Origin of the sequence: Mesorhizobium sp. WSM4906 (genome assembly GCF_029674625.1) — a bacterium.
GTDB lineage: Bacteria > Pseudomonadota > Alphaproteobacteria > Rhizobiales > Rhizobiaceae > Mesorhizobium.
This window is the reverse complement of sequence record NZ_CP121355.1, coordinates 1,270,921-1,289,629: the sequence shown is the minus strand read 5'-3', so window position 1 is coordinate 1,289,629 and position 18,709 is coordinate 1,270,921. Positions and strand designations below refer to the sequence as shown.

The 18,709-nt window shown below is 59.2% G+C and carries 17 protein-coding genes and 1 pseudogene; 10 read left to right on the top strand and 8 right to left on the bottom strand.

Going from position 1 to position 18,709, the window contains the following annotated elements:
• Positions 1 to 22: 22 nt before the first annotated feature.
• Both QAZ22_RS06105 and rpoN read left to right on the top strand, forming a co-directional pair.
• A complete protein-coding gene (locus QAZ22_RS06105) occupies positions 23 to 556 on the top strand; it encodes a peroxiredoxin (RefSeq protein WP_063169380.1) in 534 nt (177 codons plus the stop codon).
• A gap of 68 nt (positions 557 to 624) precedes the next feature.
• Complete coding sequence (gene rpoN, locus QAZ22_RS06100) at positions 625 to 2,058, top strand: RNA polymerase factor sigma-54 (RefSeq protein WP_063169381.1); 1,434 nt, start codon at positions 625 to 627, stop codon at positions 2,056 to 2,058.
• Here rpoN and QAZ22_RS06095 read toward each other — a convergent pair.
• The 6 genes and pseudogenes from QAZ22_RS06095 to QAZ22_RS06070 form a co-directional block, all read right to left on the bottom strand.
• Positions 2,055 to 2,681 carry a nitrogen fixation protein NifQ gene (locus tag QAZ22_RS06095; protein ID WP_063169382.1) on the bottom strand — a complete coding sequence of 209 codons (627 nt, stop codon included), beginning with the start codon at positions 2,679 to 2,681 and terminating at the stop codon, positions 2,055 to 2,057. The two genes, rpoN and QAZ22_RS06095, sit on opposite strands and share 4 nt — an antisense overlap.
• A complete protein-coding gene (locus QAZ22_RS06090; RefSeq protein WP_063169383.1) occupies positions 2,668 to 3,720 on the bottom strand; it encodes an LLM class flavin-dependent oxidoreductase in 1,053 nt (350 codons plus the stop codon). The genes QAZ22_RS06095 and QAZ22_RS06090 overlap by 14 nt, the downstream gene beginning before the upstream one ends.
• Positions 3,721 to 3,858: 138 nt before the next feature.
• Positions 3,859 to 5,460, bottom strand: a complete 1,602-nt coding sequence (locus QAZ22_RS06085) for an SDR family oxidoreductase (protein WP_063169384.1) — start codon at positions 5,458 to 5,460, stop codon at positions 3,859 to 3,861.
• Between the two features lie 148 nt (positions 5,461 to 5,608).
• Positions 5,609 to 6,196: a nuclear transport factor 2 family protein gene (locus QAZ22_RS06080; RefSeq protein ID WP_050580531.1), complete on the bottom strand. Its 588-nt coding sequence runs from the start codon at positions 6,194 to 6,196 to the stop codon at positions 5,609 to 5,611.
• A gap of 138 nt (positions 6,197 to 6,334) precedes the next feature.
• A pseudogene (locus tag QAZ22_RS06075) lies at positions 6,335 to 6,457 on the bottom strand (ferredoxin); the annotation flags it as partial.
• A 29-nt stretch (positions 6,458 to 6,486) separates the two neighbouring features.
• Entirely contained in the window at positions 6,487 to 7,665 is a 1,179-nt protein-coding gene (locus QAZ22_RS06070; protein ID WP_063169385.1) for a cytochrome P450, read from the bottom strand.
• Positions 7,666 to 9,152: 1,487 nt separating this feature from the next.
• Between QAZ22_RS06070 and QAZ22_RS06065 the strand changes: the two genes are divergently transcribed.
• Entirely contained in the window at positions 9,153 to 10,385 is a 1,233-nt protein-coding gene (locus QAZ22_RS06065) for an MFS transporter (RefSeq protein ID WP_063169386.1), read from the top strand.
• Between the two features lie 156 nt (positions 10,386 to 10,541).
• Here the strand turns inward: QAZ22_RS06065 and QAZ22_RS06060 are convergent, their stop codons facing one another.
• Both QAZ22_RS06060 and QAZ22_RS06055 read right to left on the bottom strand, forming a co-directional pair.
• The gene (locus tag QAZ22_RS06060; protein WP_082826587.1) at positions 10,542 to 11,678 is read right to left on the bottom strand and encodes a ChuX/HutX family heme-like substrate-binding protein; all 1,137 of its coding nucleotides are present in this window, start codon (positions 11,676 to 11,678) and stop codon (positions 10,542 to 10,544) included.
• A 51-nt stretch (positions 11,679 to 11,729) separates the two neighbouring features.
• Positions 11,730 to 12,053, bottom strand: a complete 324-nt coding sequence (locus QAZ22_RS06055) for a hypothetical protein (protein ID WP_126066777.1) — start codon at positions 12,051 to 12,053, stop codon at positions 11,730 to 11,732.
• A 210-nt stretch (positions 12,054 to 12,263) separates the two neighbouring features.
• On the opposite strand from QAZ22_RS06055, the gene QAZ22_RS06050 reads away from it, so the two are divergent.
• The 7 genes from QAZ22_RS06050 to QAZ22_RS06020 all read left to right on the top strand — a co-directional run bounded on the left by QAZ22_RS06050 (position 12,264) and on the right by QAZ22_RS06020 (position 18,493).
• Positions 12,264 to 12,584 carry an iron-sulfur cluster assembly accessory protein gene (locus QAZ22_RS06050; RefSeq protein WP_029356570.1) on the top strand — a complete coding sequence of 107 codons (321 nt, stop codon included), beginning with the start codon at positions 12,264 to 12,266 and terminating at the stop codon, positions 12,582 to 12,584.
• A gap of 347 nt (positions 12,585 to 12,931) precedes the next feature.
• The gene (gene nifS / locus QAZ22_RS06045; protein ID WP_063169388.1) at positions 12,932 to 14,143 is read left to right on the top strand and encodes a cysteine desulfurase NifS; all 1,212 of its coding nucleotides are present in this window, start codon (positions 12,932 to 12,934) and stop codon (positions 14,141 to 14,143) included.
• 179 nt (positions 14,144 to 14,322) lie between these two features.
• Entirely contained in the window at positions 14,323 to 14,700 is a 378-nt protein-coding gene (gene nifW, locus QAZ22_RS06040) for a nitrogenase stabilizing/protective protein NifW (RefSeq protein WP_063169389.1), read from the top strand.
• A gap of 188 nt (positions 14,701 to 14,888) precedes the next feature.
• The gene (locus QAZ22_RS06035; protein WP_063169390.1) at positions 14,889 to 15,740 is read left to right on the top strand and encodes an electron transfer flavoprotein subunit beta/FixA family protein; all 852 of its coding nucleotides are present in this window, start codon (positions 14,889 to 14,891) and stop codon (positions 15,738 to 15,740) included.
• Between the two features lie 16 nt (positions 15,741 to 15,756).
• Positions 15,757 to 16,866 (top strand): electron transfer flavoprotein subunit alpha/FixB family protein, encoded by a 1,110-nt coding sequence (locus tag QAZ22_RS06030; RefSeq protein WP_024505237.1) that lies wholly within the window; start codon positions 15,757 to 15,759, stop codon positions 16,864 to 16,866.
• 10 nt (positions 16,867 to 16,876) lie between these two features.
• Positions 16,877 to 18,181 carry an FAD-binding protein gene (locus tag QAZ22_RS06025; RefSeq protein ID WP_063169391.1) on the top strand — a complete coding sequence of 435 codons (1,305 nt, stop codon included), beginning with the start codon at positions 16,877 to 16,879 and terminating at the stop codon, positions 18,179 to 18,181.
• Between the two features lie 12 nt (positions 18,182 to 18,193).
• Positions 18,194 to 18,493 carry a ferredoxin family protein gene (locus tag QAZ22_RS06020; RefSeq protein ID WP_024505235.1) on the top strand — a complete coding sequence of 100 codons (300 nt, stop codon included), beginning with the start codon at positions 18,194 to 18,196 and terminating at the stop codon, positions 18,491 to 18,493.
• Positions 18,494 to 18,709: the final 216 nt, after the last annotated feature.

Here is an 18,709-nt window from a genome sequence, read left to right as displayed (position 1 = left end):
ACTTTGGCCTGGAAGCAAATCAATGACCTATAGAAAGAACGTTCCTCTCGTGACCTTTCGCACGCGTGTTCGCGATGAGTCGATCGGGGGGCCAAATCCTTATCAGTGGGAGAACAAGACCTCCGACGATTATTTCGGGGGCAAGCGCATCATCCTGTTCTCGCTGCCTGGCGCCTTCACCCCGACCTGCTCGACCTTCCAACTGCCCGATTTCGAAAAACTCTATGATCAATTTCTGGAACTGCGAATTGACGCGATCTACTGCGTCTCGGTCAACGATGCTTTCGTCATGAATGCGTGGGGAAAGTCCTTGGGGCTGCAGAAGATCGAGCTGATCCCAGACGGGTCGGGCGAGTTCACGCGCAAAATGGGCATGCTGGTCGCGAAGGACAATCTGGGCTTTGGCATGCGCTCCTGGCGATACGCCGCTCTGATCGACGATGGCGTGGTGGAGCAGTGGTTCGAGGAGGAAGGCTTCTGTGACAACTGCGAGACGGACCCCTATGGCGTTTCATCCCCGCAAAACGTTCTCGACAAATTGAAGGCGGCGGCATGACCCAGAAGTGGAAAGTCTCACACAACCCAAGCACACACTAGAGCCTCCTCGGCAGATCACGGTTCAACATGCATCTCTCAGCAAGCCTGCTTCAACGCCAGAAGCAACGTATGGTCTTATCGCCTCAAGCCATTGAAGCTATTCGCTTGCTGCGATTGACGCATACTGAACTCCATCAGCTCGTGCAGCAGGCACTCGAGAAGAACCCCGTTTTGAAGCCTGACCCGTTTGACGACGATTCGCCGCTGCCAGGGGTGGATCAGCGGAGCAGTCAAAGCAGAAGCGAAATCGGCGAATCGCCCATTGGCGGGCCGTCTGGCGGGCGCGGGCAATGGAAGTCGCAACGCAGTAGCGGCAACGATCGACCTGCCGTCGAGGAGTTTACCGCCCACACCGAAACATTGCACGACCATGTCGCCCGCCAGGTCGCCCTCAACCCGTTCACCCCCCAGGAGCGGCTGATTGCCGGACAGCTCGCCGCTCATCTGGAGGACACTGGCTATCTTCAGGTAAACCTTTTCGATCTGGCCAGGACGTTAAACGTTCGGCAAGCTGATGTGGAACGGGTCATCGGAATCTTGCAGCAATTTGATCCGCCGGGCATTTTTGCGCGAACTCTCAGCGAATGCCTGGAGATTCAGCTGCGCCAGCAAGACCGGTTCGACCCGGCTATGGCAGCTTTGGTCGCCAATCTCGAGATGCTTGCACGGGGGGATTTTCAGGGATTGAAGCAGCGTTGCGGAGTCGACGAGGAGGATCTCCTCGACATGAGGAACGAAATCCGCGCGCTCGATCCCAAGCCTGGAGACCGGTTCCAGTCCGGGACGCCGGAAACCATCGTACCGGACGTCTGGGTAATGCCCAAGTCCGAAGGTGGATGGCGGGTGGAGCTTGATCCGGCCACGCTGCCCAAAGTGTTGATCAACCACACCTATGTCGCCGAAATCTCGCAGCTGACCAAGCAAAATCCGGAAGGCAAAGCGTTTCTCGACAATTGCCAGGAAAAAGGGAACTGGCTGATCAGCAGTCTCAAGCAGCGCGCTAAGACGATCCTTAAGGTTGCGACCGAAATCGTGCGCCAGCAGGATGCCTTTTTTACACACGGCGCCGCCCATCTGCGGCCTCTCTGTCTCAAAAATGTCGCTGACGAGATCGGCATGCACGAGTCGACGGTAAGCCGGGTGACTTCGAACAGGTACATGTTGACTCCGCGCGGGGTGTTCGAGCTGAAGTATTTTTTCGCTGCGCCAATCGCATCCTGCGAGGGCGGCGATGCGCACTCCGCCAAAGCTGTCTGCCATCGGATCAAGGCAATCATAGCCGAAGAATCGCTCGACAAGGTACATTCCGACGAAGACATCGTTGCTCAACTCAAGGAGACCGGCATCGATGTCGCTCGCCGTACCGTCACCAAATATCGCGAGGCGATGAACATCCCTTCCTCCATACGACGGCGCCGCGATAAGCGTTTGTCCGCAGCTGCGATCAAGCGAAGTGACTAACCGACATTCGTGGTCGGCGAGAGGCGACTCTCAACTTCCTCCGGGCCGAAGCAGCTTTCGAAGTCATGGCATTCCCCGCAACTGGGTGCTGTGCATGACGAAAAGCCTTCGGCCTCACACAGCTTGCGGTAAAAGTACTTTTTCCATTTCATGTTTTCTGTGTTGCCTGCCGCCAGCGCGGGAAAATGTCTGGCAAGCAGGCGGCTGAGCTCAGCGCGATTTGAGAGGCCAAGATCCCGCCAAAGATGGTCCATGCGCATCGCACGCCGGGCGATGATCTTGGCCAAGCGGGCGCTCGCCGGGTCGGCCGGCGCAGCATGCGCTAGCAGCAGCCGGCGTAGCAGTTCCTCTTCCAGTTCCGGCTCGGGCTCGCTCAACTCCTCCAAAGCGAATACGCTGCTGGAGGTAGACGGGAAAGTTGCGGCCAAGACATCACGCAATTCGACAGACGAAAGGCCTGTCCCCTCCGTCGCCAACACCTCGCCCGCCTGGACCTCCTCAAGCGAACGTGAATGTACGCAGGGCAGCACATGCTGATCGAAGCTCCTCCCTAGCTCGGACCCACGCCATTGCGCGCTGGATAGGCAGCCATCATCGTAACGGCCGGCTTCAGCTTCCGGCATGACAAAGCGCCTTGTTGACCGCAGGGATGATCTTGTCGCCCCAGAGCTCGATCTGGCGCAGCATCGTCTTTTGGTCGAAGTCGCCCAATTGAGTCTGAACTGCGATCTGGTCCGGTTTCAAGATATCGATCTCTTCCAGCAGGCGATCAATCACGCGATTTACGCTGCCAATCGGCAAATTTTTGCGCATGGTCTCGAAGGACAGATCCTGCTGGGTCGGTGTCTCCTGCAGCAGGTAGCCATCGTGGCTCTGTTGGCGACGCTGATGCAGGGCTTCAGAAAGCCGGCGCTGGAAGCGGGCATTGTCGAGATAGCTGTTGATCTCCAACTCGTCGTGGCTGGCATAGCAGCAGCGCAGCAGCGATATCTTGACGTCGGTGACGTTCTTTTCCTCGGATGCCGCCGCCCTCTCGACTGATTCACGCAGTGTGGTCAAAGTCTCTAAGCCGTCGTGGAAGGCTGTGACAAAAAAATTGTGCCCCTCGCGGTAGGCCCGAGCCATCCGTGCGGCTCCGCCAGCGATCCAGATAGGCGGCGTCGGCTGCTGGACTGTGCGGACCGAAATCGCTGTTGGGGGGATCTTCTCATACTGGCCGTCGTGTTCGAAGACGTTTTGGTTGAGGCCCTTGAGAATGATGTCCAGGTATTCCGAAAAGACGGCCGGCGCCTCATCGATGTCCACGCCGAACCGTTCGAACTCGAACTGCTGGTATCCCAAGCCTACGCCGAGCTCGAGACGGCCGTTCGCAACGATGTCGGCGAAGCCGATCTCGGACAGCAGGCGCTGCGGTTGGTAAAGCGGCAGCACGCAGACGGCAGTGCCCAGGCGAATCGTGCTTGTCAAGCCGCCGCAGTGCGCCACCATCATCAGCGGGGATGGTATGAGGCTGTAATTGTTGAAGTGGTGCTCAGCAAACCACGCGGTGTTGAACCCAGCCTGCTCCGAAGCGACGGCCTGTTCGATGGAGTTGCGGATGACGCTTTCTGAGGATTGGTGATAGCCACGCTGGGCGGCCAGAATGAAAGTGGCAAATTCCATGATTTCTCCTCGTTATAGACACGTCAGCCGACCGGGAATGTGCTCGGCATGCGCATGCTTGGATCTCAAGCACCTCAGGTGCGTCGTGGAGCCGAGGCTTCATAATGCTCGGCCGGTCGCCCTGCGAAGGCCTGGCAATTAACCTGCGGCCTCCGCAAAACATTCGTCATAGAGCTCGCTGGCGTTTCCCGCATCACCGAACGAGGTCCAGCCGCCGTCCACGTAGAGGATCGAGCCGTTGATGTATGAGGCGTCAGACGAAGCAAGGAAGAACGATGCATCTGCGACGTCTTCTGGCCGTCCCATCCTGCCCATGGGGATGCGTCGTCCGATTGCTGTCAGGTCGATGCGGCCGGCTTTGGCCAACTGAGCAAGTGCGGGCGTGCGGATGTGGCCAGGAGCGACGGTGGCTGTCCGAATTCCGACCGGCCCGAGTTCGGCCGCCATGCAACGGGTCAGCATATCCATCCCCGCCTTGGAGGCGCCGTAGGCATGGCGCGGCGCGAACGGCAGAAAGCTGTCGATCGACCCGAGATTGAGGATCACGCCGCCCGGGCGCATAGCCTTGATCGCTTCGCGCGCGCAGGTGAAGGCGCCGGTAAGGTTGACATCCAGGACGTGTTCGAGCTGTTTCGACAGTTGCTCGATCGCAGGCACAATCCTGTCGGCGGTATCAGCACTATTGACCAGAACATCGATATACCCGAAGCGTCCCCTCAGTTCTTCGAACATCGACACCACATCGCTCTCGACGGCCACGTCCAGCGATTTCGCCAGATGCTTGCCGGGGAGCGATGTAGCCAGCTCTGCCGCTGCAGTGCCATCTTTATCAGCAATCACGACGGTGTCGCCGTTCGCGGCAAAGCGGCGAGCGACGGCCGCGCCAATGCTTTTTGCGCCACCGGTGACGAGCACGATTCGCGCATCTGTGCATTCGGCCGGACAGGAGAGCTCGGCTTGGAGCGCACCATCCACCGGCGGGTGAGCATCCCCCGGCTGGTTGAATGACATCCAGCCTCCGTCGACTGCCAGCACCGAGCCGGTGATGTAGCGCGCCTGCGTGCTGCTCAGAAAACGCACGACCCTGGCGATCTCGTCGGGGCGAGCCAAGCGCCCCATCGGCACGCGGCGGCGTATCGCCGCGAGGTCCATTTTGCCAGCGCGTGCCAGTTCTGTGACCATTGGGGTGCGGACGGAGCCCGGCGCCACCGCCGTGACGCGGATTCCTCGCATAGCCCACTCGCATGCAAGGGACTTTGTCAACGAGATCACGCCAGCTTTCGAGGCTGCGTAGGCGTTGCGCCTGGGATTGCCGACCACGCCCGCCATCGAAGCCACATTGACGATCGCACCGCCCGGCTTCATGCGCCGCGCCGCTTCCCGGGCCATAACGAATGGCCCAATAAGGTTCACTGTCACGCCGCGTCGGAAGGTATCGACAGCGGTGTCGATGATCCTATCCATCGTGGGTCCAACCGCCGCATTGTTGATGAGGACATCGATTTGCGCGAACCGTGCTTCGACCTGGCCGAAAAGTGAGAGCATGTCCTTCTCTCGCGACACATCGCACTCCAGACCGACGTGCGGCGACCCGAGATCCCGAGCCAGTTCAACCACACCACTGCCCGGAAGGTCCACCGCAACTACAGTGTCTCCGTCCGCGGCAAGGATATCGACCAGGGCACGGCCGATCCCGCCCGCAGCGCCTGTGATGATTACGGTGCGTGCTGCCAGTTTCACGAGAGCTTCTCCACGATGACCGCTTGTGATCTCAGCCCATCAACCTTGGGCGGAATGAAGGGCCGAGCCAAATCGTTGCAGTGACCGCCAGTCGCGGCCCCACACAGATGTCGTTCCCGTAGGGCGCTCATCCTCCATTCCTACCCACTTATGCAGCTCCCAGTTGGGGACCCTCGACGCCATCTTGGTCGGTGGGGATGTGACCCTTGAGCAACTGGTAGATGGGATCGTCTGGATGTGGTGCTCCAATCGGCTGTCGCCGGCCGAACCTATCTGCCTCAAGAATCGCTGGCGGGATTTGCTCCTCAACCCAATCGTAGACGACTGTCCGTTCCGCAATTCGCCACTCGTCCTGCCTCTTCTGAAACAGATCGCAGTAACGGCCGCAAAGCAGCGTCTGACGTATTTCTTGGTCTGTATCCGGTCCGCGTTGCAGCGCGGTGAAATAGCTCTCGACCGCGGCCTCTGCTGAACTGATGAAGTCGATCAGGCTGTTCGTGATTTGATGGATGTTACGGTGCCCCGGCAGACCGAGAGCAAATTGGATGAAGTCCTCTGCCGGTCCGCAATAGGGACCGTGCCTGTCATACGCTTCGGGCCAGTATGCGCTACGCAGCGCCGCCTCATCGGCGCGGTCTATCCCGCGGCAGTACCGATACAGGCAGTTGCGGATCGCCTCTCGGTCACGCAGTTCGGTAATTTTCGCGTGGTCGACAGGGTCTGTCGCGAATTGTATGATTGTTTTGTCCTTCCCGATGCCAGTCTGCACTTTGCGTGTGTCTCTCTCTACAACTGAGTTAGCGGGGGGCTCGTCAACTTCCAGAGCTTGTTCGGGGCAGGCTCGTACCCCTTTTGAGGCAAGCAGTTGCTCCCCATCGGCAACATCAATATCACCGGGCAAGATGTAGCCGGCGTCATCAAGCTTGAAGACTCTCGGCGCCCGCGCCCAGCAGCGCGCATGACCCTGGCATCTGGCTTTATGTACGACGACACGCATAGCGAACTCCAATGTCGTTGGCTGAAACTTCAGGACCATTCCAGGATCAGATTCTCGATCCCGAACACATGGCCGCCGAAGGTGATAGGTTCAGTCCCTGTCTTGATCCGAAAGGCTGGGATGCGCGCCAGCCACTCCTCCAGGCCAATGACAATCTCCCGCCGGGCAAGGTGTGAGCCAAGACAACGATGGGGACCATAGCCAAAGGCAGCGTGCCGGTTGTCCTCGCGCGCCAGATCGATCTCATTCGGGCATTCGAATTCCGCCGGGTCACGATTGGCAATCATCGTGGCACAGGAAACATAATCTCCCTTGCGGATCGGCGCGCCTTTGAAGTCGACATCCTTCGTTGCCACTCGGATCATCTGAATGGTCGAATAGGCGCGCAGCAATTCTTCCGCAGCGACGGCAATCCGGTCAGGTTCGCTTCGTAGCAATTCCTGATCTTTGGGGTTGCGCGCGAGATGGGCCAAGTCGAAGCATATGGCTGCTGAGACCGTGTCGAGTCCCGCGACGAACACAAGCACGCCGATGCCACGGACTTCTTCGTCACTGAGCAGACGACCCTCGACCTTTGCCTTCACGATGAAGGTCATGAAATCATCGACCGGCTCCTTGCGGCGCTCGGTGGCAAGTTCGTCGATGAAGGCCACGATCGTCCGGGCTGCGGGTGGTCGTTGCTCCTTATCGCCGTGGAGCAGATCTCTAGCCCAGCCGACAAATGTTTCTAGTCCGTTGTCCGAAAGCCCAATAAAGCGAAGGAAGATATTGACCGCGAACGGAACTGCAAAATCCTTCATGATGTCGCAGCTCGTGCCTGATGCGGCGATCCTGTCGATCAGCTTGATCGCTCGTTCCCGGACAGCCGGCTCCAATGCCATTACCCGCTTTGGCGAAAGCAGCGGATTGAGCAGTGAGCGAAAAACACCGTGGAATGGCGGATCGAGCTCAAGCGGGATCATCGGCCAGCTCTCGCCGAGCACAGAGGCGAAGATGCTGCGATGGCTGGAAAACGTTTCGGTGTCCTGCAGCACCCGGCGCTGGTCGCTCGCGCGAGTGATGACCCAGGTACCCCGACCGTCGCGCGTGTTGCTGGTTGAATAAAAGATCGGAGGCCCGGCATGAACGCAAGCAACCGCTGCATGCGGATCCCCGTTAGCCGTCGGCAACATGCCGGGCGACGTAAACAGGTTGAAGTCCCTCACCATTTCGGGCGGGACATGATCTGGAACCGGCCGCGATTTAACCGCGCCAGAATCGAGAGACCGTTCATGAGATGCTGTCGGCATTTGCATGCAATCGTCGGTGCAAGCTCCGTGCCGAATTCGTCTTTCGATAATCCTTGCCGTTTGCTGGGCAACAGGTGGCGCCTGCGCTGACTTGCTGGTCGGGATTGCAACATTCTTGTCCAGCGTCGGACACAGAATGTAGAATGCTAGACAGCGACTTGGAGCAACTCAACTGGTGGGATCGCTAGCCGATCATGTGCCCGGGGAGCATCCAGTTCGAAAGCTTGCGCTAAGCGGCTTGGTGACTTGGCCGAGGTCACCAGGTGGAAACGACCAACACTTGGGGTGAGCCTAGTGGCGCTCCCCTCGATGATGTCTGGCGGGGTGGTTAGCCGCCTCCGTAGGACAAGATCAGTCTACACGAATGGACTATAGCCTCTCCTCGCATGCCTCATTGGCCGTCCTTCAGAGCCGGCCACACGAGCTTTTGTCTTTCAGCAGGGCGTTTTTCTCGCCAGCTACAGAGCCACACCGACGCCATTAATGAGCGTCCAGTCGACGGGTTGGATGGCCCTGTCCATCTTGCCCAGCACCTTGGCTTAGCATTTGCCGGTGCGGCGGAAGCCTTCAAGACGCAGTTCTTGACCTTCTCCAGATCAGCCTCGGATGGATATCGGCAAGGGTTCAGCTCGTCCTTTTGAACTTGCGCATCTTCGTGTTGGCCAACCCCAGGCCGCCCGACATATTTGCGGTCTATCCGGCACCTCAACTTCGAACAACCTTGCGGCAAGCTCTTGGGATAGCCCACGCTCGTGCCTCCACCACCCGCTCAGCAGAGCCAGATTTGTCGTTGATGGCACGGAACTTGCGGAGTCATTCGCAGATGCGTCACGGACCGAGAGTGTCGTCCCATGAATTCGATCACCAAAAAGGCCGCCCGACGTTGCTGGGACCGCCTGCAATTACCTTATCCCAGAATTGGGAGCAACGGCTTCAAAAGGGATAACTCATCACCTCAATTTTGTCGATCGCGCGGCCATCGAACCGCAGCCATCGATCAGACTTCCGCCTCGTTGCACTCATTGCGACCGCCTTGGTGCTTGCGACAACCGCTCAATTCTGGCTGCCAGGATAACCACATATGGCGACGGAACTTCCTGCTTCAAAGCAATATAGAGATCGTCGATCATCCCCCCATCAAGGCCTCGATCGAGGACACCGCGTTCGGCTTGCTTGGTTCGCAGTGAACAGACCGCACTTCGACGAATGCGATCGATGCGACCGCGCCGAGAACTCTCCCGCATTGTCGACGGTTGGGTCCGTCGGCCCTCCGATGAGGCCTCGGATGCGTCGGGCTCCGAGGCCTCGACTGATGCCGACTGGCCGCCGCCGGAAGGTCTCGCGGCTTTGATCCCCGGCGATGTAGCCACCCCTGCTGCAACAGCTCCTAGCCGGAGAACTCATTCATGACCGAATCGGCGACAGATTTAGTGGACGCGGCTTTGTTCGACCGAGATCGGCTTGACCCAGAAAGTCCCTATCAACGTTCTGGCCCTGCATGGGGTGCCATCATTTCGCTTTCCTTCGGCACCTTCGGGCTTGTGACGGCAGAGTTTCTGCCCGCCAGCGTTCTGACACCGCTCGCGCATGATCTCCGTATCACCACGGGCACGGCTGGACAGGCGCTAACAGCGGCCGCAATCGTCGCGGCGATCTCGGCACCGATAATCGCCATCGTGACAAAGCGTCTGGACCGCAGGGTCGTCATCTGGGCGATGACGCTCCTGCTGATCCTGTCGAACGTTCTGGCGGAGGTTGCGGGGTCGCTGCCGGTTTTGCTGGCGGCACGCGTCGTCCTTGGCATATCGCTTGGTGGTTTTTGGTCAATTTCGGCAGCGTTGGCGATGCGGCTGGTTCCAAGTCACCTCATGCCGCGCGCCATGTCGGTCATCCTCACCGGCGTTTCTGTCGCCTCCGTCTGCGCGGCTCCAATCGGCGCTTATGTCGGTGACATTTGGGGATGGCGAGCCTCGTTCAAGGTCGCCGCAATCGTGAGTGCCGTTGCGCTGCTCGTGCAACTCGTAACCATTCCGCCACTGCCTCCGATCGAAGTGCGCAGATTCCGCAGTCCGCTGGATGTCGCGAAGAATCCGGCGATGAAGGTTGCGGTGCTAGTCGTGCTATTGGTCGCTTCCGGCCATTTTGCCAGCTTCGCCTACATCCGCGCCTTTCTCGAGAGCGTTCCTGCGCTCGACAAGAAGTCAATCCCGCTCGTGTTCCTTGCTTTTGGCACGGCCGGCGTCTTCGGCAATTTAGCCGGCGCATTCCTCACCAAACACAGTCTCAAGGCGGTCGCGGCCCTGCCGCCCCTGCTCATTGCCGTAGCCGCTGTCTCGCTCCTGACCATGAGAGCATCGGCCTTGACCTCGGCAATTGCAGTTGCCGTATGGGGCTTTGCTTTTGGCGCGGTCCCGGTCGGATTGCAGACATGGATGGTGCTACGCGCCGCTCCGAAACAGGCCGAGAGCGCTGGTGTACTGATGGTCATAACCTTCCAAGTGGCCATCGCAGCCGGCACAACTTGCGGTGGCCTATTGGTGGATCACACGGGTATTGCCAGTGTCTTTGTCTACAGCGCGGTTGCCACGTTCCTCGCTGTCTTGACAGTATTTTTGCTCGGCCCGAACCGCAAAACCTGACCGCCTGGTGGGGAGTGACGGTCGGCGGCGTTCACGCTATTGTCACCTCTGAGCTCGGCCCAAAGGCCGCGGCTTCGTCGTAACCATGCGGTCGATGGGGCAGCGCCAAATTGCTTCCTGCTCATCGCGTTGCGATAATACAGCGCGCTTATTGCGTCATCGTGTCCCCGGTCTCGGCTTCAATGCCCGGCTACTGGCTGCGGAGGCAGATGGGCGCCGGCGTCCCACCGACGACGATCGGTCTTTTCTCATGTAGCTGTCGGGGAAACGAGGCAGGTTTTCCGCCAGAACCCGCCAGTCGTCGCGCTCGCGTTCGCCTTCCTTGCGCGCACCGAACAACTGGATGATGATCTTGCCGTCGGACCCATATGCTTCGAGCGAGGTGACGTGACTGTCATTGGTCGGCTTGCGCACGGCCCAAACCTCACGGATTTGGTGGGTCCTGAGATGCAGCCGGAACGTTTCGTCCAGCACATGGATGCACGGCCCGATCTGCTTGACCGACTTGATTAAGCCGGAATGGGTCTGGATAGAACCTCGGTTGCCGACGAAGCACATGATCGGCAATTCGTCTTCGGCCGCACGCTGGAGCACGGCGCCAACTGCGGCATTGTCGAGCAGCCAAGCGTAATCCTGGCCGACCATGCGCAAAGCCTGGCAGCGGCTGAGCTTGAGCGTCTTTAGAAGGTTGACGTCAGTCAGCCGGCTCCAGTACTCGCGTAGGTCGTCCACCGTGCCGGCCCAGTCCGCAGTCCTCGCGCCCAGGTCGGCTACTCTCGCCTTAAGCGACATGGTCGGCTCCTGGTTGGCGGATACGAGCTCGGCCACCAGCTTTCGATAGGCATGAAGGTTGGAGACCGGCCTGAGATGCACCTTATGCACTGCTGCGCCGGCGGCGTCGAAGAATTGCAAACTGCGCTGGATTCCGCCGCGATGGCGCCTTTCAACAGCGAAACCATACCTCCAAGCCTGCGGGAAGACGCGAAGGTCGAATTCGTCACCAAGGACCATGGCGTGATTGTTGCCGGTTATCACTCTGTTGAAGACGCCAATCTTTTCGTGCACGGCACCTTGATTGCGGGTCAGCGCCGTCACTTCGCCCACGAATTCGAGGCCCGTCAGAAGGTGATTGACGCGCGGGTCGATGCGTGCCGCGCCGAAACCGCAATGGGCCGCGACCAGTTCCGCTTCCGAAATGGCCAATTGGGCGGCGAAATCACGCGCGGGAATGTTCGGACAGACTTCCCACGCACGCCGGATTTCGTTGGGCGACCGCTTCTTGCGCTGATCCATGTTTTTACCCCTGCCCCGTTCTTCTTTTGACGATCGATCGAAAAACGGGCCTCAGGGATGTGCACGGCGGACGCGATCGATCGTCAGGCACATGCCAGTCGAATCCTGTCTCCGGGCGGTCAGCGGCCAATCGCCGGTAGCGAGCGATTGTTGGGTGGTCGGCGCCAATCGGCCGATCGAGCATTCGGGTACCACCGGCGGTGCTGCTTTCCCACCAAGGCGGGTCTGATGGATCATATTGCTTTCCTTCGTTCTTCGATTGCGAGGGCAACCCAAAGGTGAATCGGCCGGCAATTTTGCCGCCGCAACGAAGGCTTCACAAAAATCGTGCCAGTTGCTCCGCGGCAAGCTCTGAACATCTTTGGCTCTGTTCATTGCTTTACGCGTGAGTGCATCGCGAACTCAGGCGCCCTTCCTGTGACGCGGACGCGACAAACCCGACAGTAAGTGTCGGTTGTCGGACGTCTCCCCAGCAATCGAGCATAAGAGACGTCGGGATGTCCTACGGTTTTTGACACGTCTTCCCTTTGGCACGGTCCATGCGAGATGATCCACGAAAACGCCGGACCGAGGAGAAATCGAGCCATGATTACGCTCACCGACAACGCTGTTGCCGCCATCAAGGCCGCTCTTTACCGCGCCAGCGAGCCGGCGGAAGGATTTCGCATCATGGTCCATGCCGGCGGCTGCGCCGGCTTCCAATACTCAATGGGCCTGGAGAGCGTCTCACGTGAGGGCGATGCGATCATCGAGCGAGATGGGCTCAAGGTGTTCATGGATAGAGGCTCCCAACCCCATGCCGCCGGCATGACCGTGGACTTCGTCACTGGGCTCGAAACATCCGGCTTTGTTTTCGATAACCCCAATGCGCGTGAGACGTGCGGCTGCGGCAAGTCCTGCAAATGATTGCGAGGGAACAGGCTATGTTCGACTATAGCGACGCCAAGGAATACTGCGTCGAACCGGTAACCGCCGGCGCTCTGGAACCGGCCGACACGCACTGTCGGCCCGGAACAATTGCGTTCGGTGATGCACCAAATCGCGATCATCGATCGTTGCCGTGGGCAAGCAAACAAAATTGCCCGAAACAGCTGAATTCCCGGCGGATGCCGCCACCAAAGGGCAATGTCGACAGCGACCGGTCAGCCAAGCCATCGCTCCCCCGGCCGCCCACCTTACCAGATACGATATGCGCCAGAGGTTCAATGGCCCGACTACCCTTGAATCATTTCAGCAGTTGAAGGATCACTCCCATGAACCCTGTCTATCTCGACAACAACGCAACGACGCGGGTTGATCCTGCAGTCGTTGGAGCGATGTTGCCTTTCTTTACGGAGCAATTTGGCAATCATTCGTCCATGCACGCCTATGGCGCATCGGTTGCTGAAGCCGTGAGAAAGGCGAGGCAACAGTTGCAAGCCCTCATCGGCGCGGGATTCGAGGACGAGATCATCTTCACCTCGGGCGGGACTGAAAGCGACAGTACAGCCATCCTTTCGGCGCTGGAGGTGATGCCCGACCGAACGGAAATAGTGACTTCCGCGGTTGAACATCCGGCCGTTCTGAAGTTGTGCGCGCACCTTGAGAAGACGCGCGGCGTCAAGGTGCACATTATCCCAGTCGATCACTACGGCCGGCTCGACCTGGACGCCTACAGAACCGCCCTCACCCCACAAGTGGCAATCGTCTCGATAATGTGGGCGAACAATGAGACCGGTACGATCTTTCCCGTGGTTAAGCTTGCCGATCTAGCCAGGGAAGTCGGCGCGCTTTTCCACACTGATGCAGTGCAGGCGGTCGGAAGGCTTCCGATTGAGCTGAAATCGACCGCGATCGACATGCTGTCGCTCTCCGCCCACAAGCTGCATGGTCCAAAGGGGATAGGCGCGCTTTATGTAAGACGTGGCGTGCGCTTCTCCTCCATGATCAAGGGTGGGCACCAAGAGCGCGACCGGCGTGCAGGCACTGAAAACACACCCGGCATAGTCGGACTGGGCATGGCGGCCGAACTCGCCTTGAAATTCATGGACGAGACAAAACGAATAAAATGGTTGCGCGACCGCCTTGAGAACGGGATCATCCAGCGCATCCCAAACACATCCATCAACGGCGATCCGCAAGAGCGATTGCCAAACACTGCAAACATTGGATTCGAAGGTATCGAAGGCGATGCAATTCCAATTGTCCTGAGCCGGCTGGGAATCGCCTGTTCCGCCGGGTCCGCCTGTGCCTCTGGCTCACTGGAACCGAGCCATGTTCTGATCGCTATGAACGCGGCATGTGGGGCAGTCCGCTTCTCCTTGTCGCGTGACAACGGCGAAGATGACGTAGACCGCGTGCTTGAGGTCCTGCCTGCGATCACCGAGAAGCTACGGGCCGTTCCCAGTGCTGGACTGTGCGGGCGAGGTGCAGAACAGCTTCATTCCGGCCCGGGTCCGAGCGGCACAATAGCCGACGAGCCGTGAGGTCTTCCTCAACGTGACGACCCTGCGCAAGGAGAGCAGTTAAACTCGGGGTCGCCTTCACCACTTCAGAAAAGCTTGAGATCGCCAAGTCTCTTGCCCAGCCGCCGTGCCAGAGGTCGGCACGCCGTCAGCAATGTCACCAATGCATCGACACCACAATTTCGCGCCGGGAGAATACAATGAACTGCTCCGCTGATAGCCGCCCGATCGATCGCACCGATATCCTAGCGCGACTGAAGGGCCTGTCGGCCGCGGAGGACTTCTTCGCCTGCCTTGACGTCTCCTACGACCCGAAAGTGATGAATGTCTCGCGGCTCCATATCATGAAGCGCGTGGGCCAATACCTTGCCGAAGAAGATTTCTCCGGTCTGCCTAACCAGGTAATCGCCGCGCGGGTGCGCGCCAAGCTGGAACGCGCCTACGAAGATTTCGCGACTTCCTCGCCGCTCACGCAACGTGTGTTCAAGGTGCTAAGGGACCACGATCCAAACATATGTCCCGCACCTGGCCGCGCCTTCGTCCCGCTCGACTCTGCACTGAAGCGGTTCGGAAAGTAATGAGCCCGACACGGCTGCGACGCGACAATGTCGAGAAGTCGACAAATCCAGTCCTCATGACGCCTCCTCGGAAGCAAACGAAGCCACCTTCTGGAATAGAGGCAGGAAGACGACTTGGCATGAACGATGCAGGCAATGAGGTGAACCGCCAAGCACGAATCCGGACTGGGAGCTTAGAGAAACCGCCAATGCATATCGTAGTCTGCATCAAGCAGGTGCCGGATTCGGCACAGATCCGCGTGCACCCGGTGACGAACACGATCATGCGTCAGGGTGTTCCGACCATCATCAATCCTTACGACCTGTTCGCCCTCGAAGAAGCGCTCAAACTGCGCGACGTTCATGGTGGCGAGGTTACTGTGCTCACAATGGGTCCGCCCATGGCGGAGGACTCGCTGCGAAAGGCGCTCGGTTACGGTGCTGACCGAGCAGTTCTCTTGACGGACCGCTATTTTGCCGGATCCGATACGCTGGCGACTTCCTTTGCTCTTTCGCAAGCAATCGCAAAAATTGGGGAGACTTTCGGCAGGCCGGACATCGTCTTCACCGGCAAGCAGACGATTGACGGCGATACCGCCCAGGTCGGACCGGGCATAGCCAAGCGCCTAGATTTATCGCAACTTACCTATGTCGCGAAGATTGCCTCCATCGATCTCGATACGCGAGAGATCGAAGTCGCTCGTCGCGCCGAAGGCGGCACCCAGTTGCTGAAGAGCAGACTCCCTTGCCTCATTACCATGCTGGAAGACACCAACGAAATCCGCCGGGGCTCGCTCCAGCAGGCTCTGTGCGCGGCGCGCAGCCAAGTCGTGAAGTGGACTGCAGCCGACGCCGGCATTGACGATCTCACCCGGTGCGGTCTGCGTGGCTCGCCTACAGTCGTCAAGCGTGTTTTCGCCCCCACCGCACGGGCAGAAAGGGCGGCGCAGATCGACACCGCGGAAAGGGGCTTGCAGGACATAGCCGATGAACTCATCGCCGATATCTTAACCCGCCGGCCGGCGCTGGAACATGAGCTGGCCTTCAACAGCGGCACGTGACGGCCAGGAGCAGAAAATGTCGACCGCAAGCCAAACTACCCCTCGCATTGCCCCCGGCCGTGCCGGTGTAAAGAAAGAACTTCCCGACCGTTTCAAAGACTACCGGCACGTGTGGGTCTTCCTCGAGCTCGAACGCGGCAATGTGCATCCTGTATCATTCGAACTGCTGGGCGAAGGCCGCAAATTAGCCGACAAGCTTGAAGTCCAGCTCGCGGGCGTCGTGCTGGGACCGCCGGGCGAGATGGTCGAGGACGCTGTTGCCGAGGCCTTCGCTTACGGGGCGGATCTTGTCTACATCGTCGATGCGCCGCCGCTCGCCGACTACCGGAACGAGCCGTTCGCCAAGGCGCTCACGGATCTGGTCAATACCCATAAACCCGAAATCCTCCTTCTCGGCGCGACCACACTGGGCAGGGATCTTGCAGGCTCGGTAGCGACGACCCTGCAGACGGGGCTCACGGCCGACTGCACCGAACTTGATGTAGATTCCGACGGTTCACTCGCCGCGACCCGTCCGACTTTTGGTGGCTCATTGTTGTGTACGATCTATACACTAAATTACCGGCCGCAAATGGCGACGGTGCGACCAAGGGTCATGCCTATGCCGCAACGGGTGGATAAGCCGGTCGGGCGTGTCATGCGGCACAAGCTGTCGCTCGTTGAGGACGATATCGTCACCAAAGTCCTCGGCTTCCTACCGGATAACCAGTCGGCAATGGCAAATCTTGCCTATGCGGATGTCGTGGTTGCGGGAGGCCTCGGTCTCGGAGCGGCGGAGAACCTTCAGCTTGTGAAGAATCTTGCCCGAGCGATCGGCGCCGAGCATGGCTGTTCGCGCCCCTTGGTCCAGAAGGGCTGGATGCCGGCTGATCGACAGATTGGACAAACTGGCAAGACCATTCGACCGAAGCTTTACATCGCGGCCGGAATTTCCGGCGCCATCCAGCACCGAGTTGGGGTCGAGGGGGCCGATCTCATCGTCGCGATCAACACCGATCCGAACGCGCCGATTTTCGAGTTCGCCCACCTCGGGATCGTCACGGATGCAATCCGCTTCCTGCCCGCACTGACGGAAGCCTTCACCCGGCGGCTGTCGCCGCACAGTCGAGACAAGCTTGCGAGTTGAGGGAGAGGACATGATTGAACAATTCGATGCCATTGTGGTCGGAGCCGGCATGTCTGGAAACGCAGCTGCTTACACTTTGGCAAGCCAGGGGCTGAAGGTCCTGCAGTTGGAGCGCGGGGAATATCCGGGCTCTAAGAACGTCCAGGGTGCCATAATGTACGCGAACATGCTGGAGAAGATCATCCCGGACTTCCGGGATGATGCGCCCCTCGAGCGGCACCTGGTCGAACAGCGACTTTGGGTGATGGACGACACGTCTCACACCGGAATTCATTACCGGTCGGACGACTTCAATGAGGCGAAACCCAACCGCTACACGATCATCCGCGCCCAGTTCGACAAATGGTTTTCCCGCAAGGTGCGCGAGGCTGGCGCGACGGTCCTGTGTGAGACGACCGCGACGGAACTCGTCCGTGATGGCAATGGCAAGGTGATCGGCGTCCGCACAGACCGGGCTGGCGGAGTGGTCTTCGCGAATGTGGTCGTTCTCGCAGAAGGGGTGTCGGGATTGCTTGGCACTCGCGCAGGCCTGCGCGAGATGCCGAAGCCGGAGACCGTGGCGATTGCCGTCAAGGAAATGCATTTCTTGCCCGAAGAGGTCATTGGCCAGCGGTTCGGGGTGAAGGGCGATGAAGGCTGCGTAATCGAGGCCGTGGGCACGATCTCTCGCAGCATGGCCGGGCTCGGCTTCCTTTACACCAATAAGGAGTCGATTTCACTCGGCATCGGCTGCCTGGTCTCGGATTTCGCCGCGACGATGGAGAGCCCGTCCGCCCTCCTGGATGCGATGAAAAACCATCCTTCGATCCGGCCGCTGATCGCTGGCTCGGAGGTGAAAGAATATGCCGCCCATCTTATCCCCGAAGGTGGTTACAGGGCCATTCCGCAGCTATTCGGCGACGGTTGGGTCATCGTCGGCGACGCAGCGCAACTGAACAATGCCATTCACCGTGAGGGTTCGAACCTTGCCATGACCTCGGGTCGTGTCGCGGCTGAGGCGATCATCAAAGTCAAAAGCCGCAACGGTCCTATGACCAAAGCGAACCTTGCGCTCTACAAGACGATGCTGGATGACTCCTTTGTGATCAAGGATCTTAAGAAATACAAGGACATGCCAGCCTTACTCCACACCAATTCCAGCAACTTTTTTGACAGCTATCCGCGGTTGATGTCGCATGCCGCTCAGACCTTCATGCGTGTCGACGGCACGCCGAAGATCGAGAAGGAAAAGAACACCACGGCCGCCTTCATCAACGCGCGCTCGCGCTGGGGGTTGGTCAGCGACGCGGTCCGCCTGGCATTGGCATGGCGCTGAAGAGGGTACAAGATGACGATCGCAGTGACGAAGGTTCGTGTCGAGGACAAACTTTACCAGAACCGCTATCTGGTCGATTCCGGCCGCCCCCATATCATAGTGCGACCGCACGACAAGCCAAGCGCGAACTTGCTTGCGTTGACCTACGTCTGTCCGGCGAAATGCTATGAGTTGAATGACAAGGGTCAAGTCGAGATCACCGCCGACGGCTGCATGGAATGCGGCACCTGCCGGATATTGTGCGAGAAAGGCGGCGACATCGAGTGGAACTATCCGCGCGGCGGCTTTGGTGTCCTGTTCAAGTTCGGATGATCAGCCGGTGCCAAGAGCATGCCGGCAGCGAGCAACTGCGGCACACCATGAGCCTCTCCATCCACTTGCAAAGAGCTAGTGAATATTGGGTTTCGCAATTCAAGTTTCCTCGACTTGGTAGGGGTATCCTCAGGCCACGGGGCGCCTGTGCCGGACTTACCACCGGTAACGTGGTCGAGCCCCTTTGGACAATGTCCGGCCATCGTGCCGGATGGC